This is a genomic window from Salinimicrobium xinjiangense DSM 19287, assembly GCF_000423585.1.
GTDB lineage: Bacteria > Bacteroidota > Bacteroidia > Flavobacteriales > Flavobacteriaceae > Salinimicrobium > Salinimicrobium xinjiangense.
The window spans coordinates 149,957-156,391 of sequence record NZ_KE384057.1; the positions used below are offsets into that span (position 1 = coordinate 149,957).

The 6,435-nt window shown below is 42.1% G+C and carries 4 protein-coding genes; all 4 read left to right on the forward strand.

From position 1 onward, the window contains the following. Nucleotides 1-29 precede the first annotated feature (29 nt). On the forward strand, nt 30-1,481 hold the full coding sequence (locus G564_RS19570; RefSeq protein WP_037374220.1) for a pyridoxal phosphate-dependent decarboxylase family protein: 1,452 nt from the start codon (nt 30-32) through the stop codon (nt 1,479-1,481). 154 nt (nt 1,482-1,635) lie between these two features. Further along, nucleotides 1,636-4,740 (forward strand): ligand-binding sensor domain-containing protein, encoded by a 3,105-nt coding sequence (locus G564_RS0117185; protein ID WP_029038752.1) that lies wholly within the window; start codon nt 1,636-1,638, stop codon nt 4,738-4,740. Nucleotides 4,741-4,793: 53 nt separating this feature from the next. Then, complete coding sequence (locus G564_RS0117190; protein WP_029038753.1) at nt 4,794-5,432, forward strand: response regulator; 639 nt, start codon at nt 4,794-4,796, stop codon at nt 5,430-5,432. 174 nt (nt 5,433-5,606) lie between these two features. Then, nucleotides 5,607-6,435: hypothetical protein (locus G564_RS0117195; RefSeq protein ID WP_029038754.1), on the forward strand; the 829-nt coding region annotated here is incomplete at its 3' end.

Consider the following 6,435-nt stretch of genomic DNA (forward strand, 5'->3'; position numbering starts at 1 on the left):
ATTTTTCCTTTTCAAATCAAATACCTTTAATGGACGATCTAATCACCCGCATCAGGGTACTGGAGAAAGAATCGGAGGCCCTGGAACCTTCAGAAGAGCAACGGAATGACCTGCTGGGACAGGTACGTGAATACACGAATAATTTCATAAACAGCCTTCCTTCGGCTGAATCCTACTCTGCGGAAAAGGCCAAAAAAGAAGCTTTTTTAATAGATGGAAAAAAGATGTCCCTTGAGAAGGTACTGGAAGTTTTTTCTGAAGAGGTCGCTTCCAAAGGAATTAGGGCAGCTTCCGGAGGGCATCTGGGATATATACCGGGAGGGGGAATCTACACTTCAGCCTTGGCCGATTACCTGGCGGCGGTCACTAATGAATATTCGGGAATTAGTTTTGCTTCCCCCGGTGCAGTTGCCATGGAACATGAGCTGCTCAATTGGATGAAAGGCCTGTTCGGATTTCCGGAATCGGCTGTAGGTAATCTCACCTCCGGCGGATCTATTGCCAATATGATAGCACTTACGGCAGCACGTGACCGGCATGGCATCAAAGGTGCAAAAATTGAAAAAAGCGTGGTTTATCTCAGTCCGCAGCTACATCACTGTAATCTAAAGGCCCTGCGGATCATTGGGCTGGAAGATGTGATCATACGCCACCTGGAACTGGACGAAGAGTCAAAGATTATCGCAGCAGATCTTTCAGAAAAGATAAATGAGGATAAAAGATCGGGGTATGAGCCCTTCCTGGTGATTGCTTCAGCCGGAACTACAGATACAGGCGCAATAGACCCCCTGAAGGAGATAGGAGAAATATGCCAGAAAAACGAGCTGTGGTTTCATATTGATGCTGCCTATGGAGGCTTCTTTATACTCACTGAAGAATGCAAACAGCTCTTTGGCGGAATAAGCCTGGCCGATTCCCTGGCCGTAGATCCACACAAGGGGTTGTTCCTGCCTTACGGACTGGGCTCGGTGCTGGTCAAAAACAGGGAGGCGGTGTTACATTCCCACCACTACACTGCTAATTATATGCAGGATGCCATTGATGGTACCGGCGGAGAAGACCCCGCAGATGTCTCCCCCGAACTCACCAAACACTTCAGGGCCCTGCGGCTGTGGCTGCCTTTGCAGTTACACGGAATTGAGCCTTTCAAAATCTGCCTGGAGGAAAAACTTCTCCTTACCCGCTACTTTAGGCATAAAATAAAGGAACTGGGATTTGAGCTGGGACCGGAACCGGATCTAACTGTAACCTACTTTTGGTGGCCTGTACCCGATGGAGATGAGGATGGATTCAACAGAAGACTTCTAAAAGAGATACATAAGGACGGAACTGTATTTCTTAGTTCCACCAACATAAAAGGAAGATTTGTAATTCGGCTGGCAGTGCTTTCTTTCCGAACGAAGTTGGAAACCATTGATAAAACTTTAGAGATGTTAATTAGGTTAAAGAACAAGGTTGCAGCGGAGATGAATTTTGAATAACAGGTCAAAAAATTTCCCAATCAATTAACTGCAGGTATTTCATCGGTAAAGTTGTCTCCTTGAACAGAAAAAGATTTTTCTTATTTTAAAAATCAGTATATTCAACTGATTATCAGTAAGAAAGTAGCCCTACTGCTTCTTATAAGCTATGTCTATGGGCCTAAAATTACTCTTTGTAATCTTCTTCTTTTTCTCCCGGACCTTTGCCCAGGATGCTGATATTGTGTTCAAAAATATCACAATCGATGATGGCTTATCTCAAAACAGTGTTGTAGACATTGCTCAGGATGACATGGGATTCATCTGGTTTGCCACACAGGATGGTTTGAACCGGTATGACGGTAAAGCTTTCAAAATTTTTCCTGAGATCTTTGATGACATCACTTCTCCGAATTATTCCCGGTTAGGAAAATTATTTACCTCAAAAAACAGACTCTGGTTTGTGTCTAAAGGAGGTCAGTTAAAAGTGATGGATCTCTGTACCGAGGATATTTTTCCCATAGAACGCTTGGAGAGTGGATTAAATTTACCGCCGGTTTCCACTGTACTTGAGGATATTGAGGGGAATCTTTGGATTGGAACCCTTGAAGAAGGGGTATTTAAATGGGATGTAGACAGGATCTCTTACCAGCAGTTTTCAGTTAAACAGAATGATCTCTTCACAGTCGCGGGCAGTGAAGTGAGGTCGATCTTTGAAGATAATTCAAGGGATCTTTGGATACTTACTGAGAATGGAGTGACAAATATAAGACCTGAACAAAATAAGAATTACCTCAAGGGAATTAATACAAATGTTATAAGTGAGGACCTTGAAGGCAGGTTGTGGATTGGAACATTTGGGGAGGGATTATTTATTAGAGATCCCGGTGCCCGGGATTTTAAACTGCTGCTTCAGTATGGCGAGGACGATCTACCTGCAGATCTTGTGATAGAAGCTATACACGCTGACCGGGAAGGGAATGTCTGGATAGGGACTTATGGGAACGGGTTGTACCTTCTTCACAAAAATCTTCAGAGAATATTTCATTTTATGCCGGAGAGGAGAAATCCTTTTTCCATAGGTTTTCAGGATATCTTATCAATTAAAGAAGATAAAGAAGGCGCTATATGGATAGGGACTGATGGAGGTGGGATAAGTTATTATAACTCACATTTTCATAATTTCAAGCGCCTTACCGGACGTGATGTTTCCGAAGAAATTTCTATAAGGCAGATAAGGGCTATAGCCACAGACAGGGATGAAAATATTTGGCTGGGAACATCGGGTAAAGGTTTAACGTATCTTTCGGCAGATCTAAGCATTAAAAAGACATTTCATCTTAAGCCTTACCAACCGGGAATCGCAAATTATGATCGTATTGTTTCCTTATACGTGGACCCGGAGGGTGATCTTTGGATTGGAACGCAGGGTAATGGTTTATTGATTAGGGATGTGAAAACAGGGGACGTAAAAAAATGGTTTTTTTCCACGACCAAAACCTCCCCTGAATATATTGCTGATAATACCATCTGGTCTATAATGGAGGCCGGTCCCCAACGTGTTTTTGCCGCGACGAGAAATGCGGGAGTGTTGCTTATCGATAAAAAGGAAGGTTTAATAAAGACTTTCCCTTCTTATAGTAAAGCCCGTCAATCACCTGAGAAGATGAATATTAGAAGTATTACCAGGGTCAATGATTCCATATTGGCCCTTGGAGCCGAAGAAGGTGCCATACATTTACTGAACACCTGCAAAGGGGAATTTCAAAAGCTTAATAACCCTGTTATAGAAGAAAGTCTGGACGATAATTATGGGATCAAAAGCCTGTATTATAAAGATGGTTTGCTATGGGTGGGCACAGCAGGTAGAGGTCTGTTAGTCACGCACCTGAAATCCGGAAAAACAACCTCTTTAACAACCAAACATGGCCTGCCTAATGGAATGATCTACGGAATAATACCTGAAGGAAATAACTCCCTTTGGATGAGTTCAAACAGGGGCGTCTTCCGTCTCAGTTATGAACTGGTGGATAATACAATTAAGGTAGTTCAAATAAAGTCATTCACAGTTGGTGACGGTCTTCAAAGCAATGAATTCAACACCGGAGCATATCATCAATCGGAGGATGGAACCAACTATTTTGGCGGCATTAACGGGTTGAATTTCTTCGATCCCGGGGAAGTAATGTATGCCCGGGAGCAAAGTAAGGTTGTATTGACCGGAGCTATGGTTCATAATAGTCCACTCCAAACAGATTCCTTAATAACCTATAAAACGGGAATAAAGTTGCCTTACAGACAAAACTCGGTTTCTTTTAATTATACGGTTTTAGATTTCCTATCTCCCGAGACCATGAATTATGAGTATAAACTGGAAGGTTATGATGAGCAATGGATCAATGCCGGGAACAGACAATATACGGCCTATACGAATCTACCTCCCGGGGATTATACTTTTATGGTCAAGCCTGCAGAGAATATAGATTCCGAAGCAGCCCCAGCTACTTTAGGGATTTCCATTTCTGCTCCATTCTGGTTGAAATGGTGGTTTTTTATTCTATTCTTTGCGTTGATTTCCGGTGCTCTGTATATCTTCTACAGGTATAGGATCAACCAGCTTCTGGAAGTACAAAGGGTAAAAAACAATATCTCGGCAGATCTACATGATGATATAGGTTCGCGCCTTACCAGTATTCAATTTTTGTCGGCACTTTCCAGGAAGAAATGGATGAATAAAGAAGACACTTCAGATTGTTTAATGGGAATTGATGAAGAGGTACAGGCTTCGGCAGAGGCACTCAACGAAATAGTATGGAATATCAAAATGGATGATGAAAGCCTGGAAGATATAGTTGCAAAAATGAGGCGATACGCCGGGGAGGCGCTTGATCCCTGTGAAATTCTTTACCGGGTCAAGATCGATACAGATTTTTCCAGGAAAAAGATGAAGATGCAAAAGCGCAGGGAGATTTTCCTCATTTATAAAGAGTTACTGAACAATGTACGGAAACATGCCCGGGCCAGTAAGGTGAAAATAAAAATATCCATAATGGAAAACATGTTTTTTCTCTCCGTTCGGGACGACGGACAAGGTTTTGATCCTTCAATGGACACCTCCAGGAACGGGCTCAAAAATGTAGGGGAGAGAGTAATGAAATGGAATGGGAAAATCAGGATTTCATCTGCGCAGGGGCAAGGCAGTGTCGTAAAGATCTGGTTGCCCTTTGACAGGTTAACTTTTTTGAGAAAGGTTTTTGGCACCTTGAAAAAGAGAGCCTGAGTCTCATCCTAAAAGATGATTGTACAGCAGATCACTTAGTACTAAATTTACCTATGGCCACACGTATTGTTATTTTTGAAGATAATGAGAAAGTAAGGAGCTCACTTGTTACACTATTAGGTAATGAAAGTGCTTATGTGGTTACAGGAGCTCATCCCGACGCTTCTGATGTGGGCAGGAGGATTCGGCAGGAAACACCACATGTGGTAATCCTTGACATAGACATGCCCGGGATGAATGGCATAAGTGCGATTCCCCTAATCAAGGAAGTAGATCCGGAAATATCCATCGTAATGTATACACAATTCGAGGATGATGAAAAATTATTCAAAAGCCTCTGCGCAGGTGCCGACGGCTATGTTCTGAAAAAGACTTCTCCCGGAAATCTTTTGGCAGCCATTGAAGAAGTGAGGGCAGGAGGAGCACCTTTATCTCCCGCTGTGGCACGCAAGGTTCTTTTTTCCTTCAGAGACCAAAGGCAGAGCAGTCACGCCAAGTACGAATTAACCGATAGAGAAATTGAAGTTCTTCAGTTGCTCATAAAAGGATACAGCGTAAAACTCATTGCAGCCGAACTCCATATTGCATACGACACCTGTCGTTCTCACCTTAGAAACATCTACCGCAAACTACATGTTAATTGTGGTAAGGAAGCCATTGCGAAGGTCCTGGCAGAGAAGATCGTTCTCTAATGCTTCCGGTAATTAGAATGGTTGAAAAAGCATCTTTTTGAAGATGCTTTTTTTATACCTGCACATATCACCCTAAAAGGGGATTGTGGAGCATCTTCTTTCAAAATATCTTTATCCATACCCTACAGTACAATTTCAAGCCGTCCATCTTACTAACTATTAAATTTTCATGGTATGAAAAATTTCTATGCTTTTTCTGTAGGTCATTTTTGGATTTTATTTTTGGCCGTTTTTTTCCAGGTTTCTGCATTAGCTCAGGCACCCACCACACCATCAAGTAATTTTTCTGTGAGCAATATTGATGGAGATCGTTTCTATATTAACTATACAAAAGGAGATGGGGCACGTCGTATTATTATAGCCAGTACGAATCCTGTTACAGCTGTGCCACAGGATGGAGCTGATTATGTTGCAAACTCCACCTATGGTTTAGGTAATGAGCTAAAGCCTGGGGAATTCGTAATTTTTAATGGCTCCTCTTTTTATTCAAATACAGGCATGTGGGTGTATGGATTAAATCATTCTACTACTTATTATTTCCGGATCTATGAATTCAATGGGACAGATTACAATACTGAATATCTAACGACAGAATTTCTGGAGGGTAGTGGCACTACCTTATCAGGTCCCACTGTGCAGGCGAGTGGTCTCACCTTTTCAAATATAACCGGGACCAGTATGACAATAAGCTGGACTAATGGAGACGGTTCTGCGCGGTTTCTTGTGGGAAGGGCAGGTAGTGCTGTAGAAGCAGAGCCACAGGACCTTACCAACTATAGTGCTTGGAATTATGCATTTGCTTATCCCACTAGTAGTAGTTATAGCATAGGTACATATGATCAAAAAGTATTGTATCAAGGAACAAATTCCTCTGTAACTATTTACAATCTAAATCCTAATGAAACTTATCATTTTGCTTTATTTGAATACAATGGAAATTCCGGCAAGATTTACTTGAGACCCGGAGCAAAGGCAGATGAAATGACAAGTGCATATCCAACAA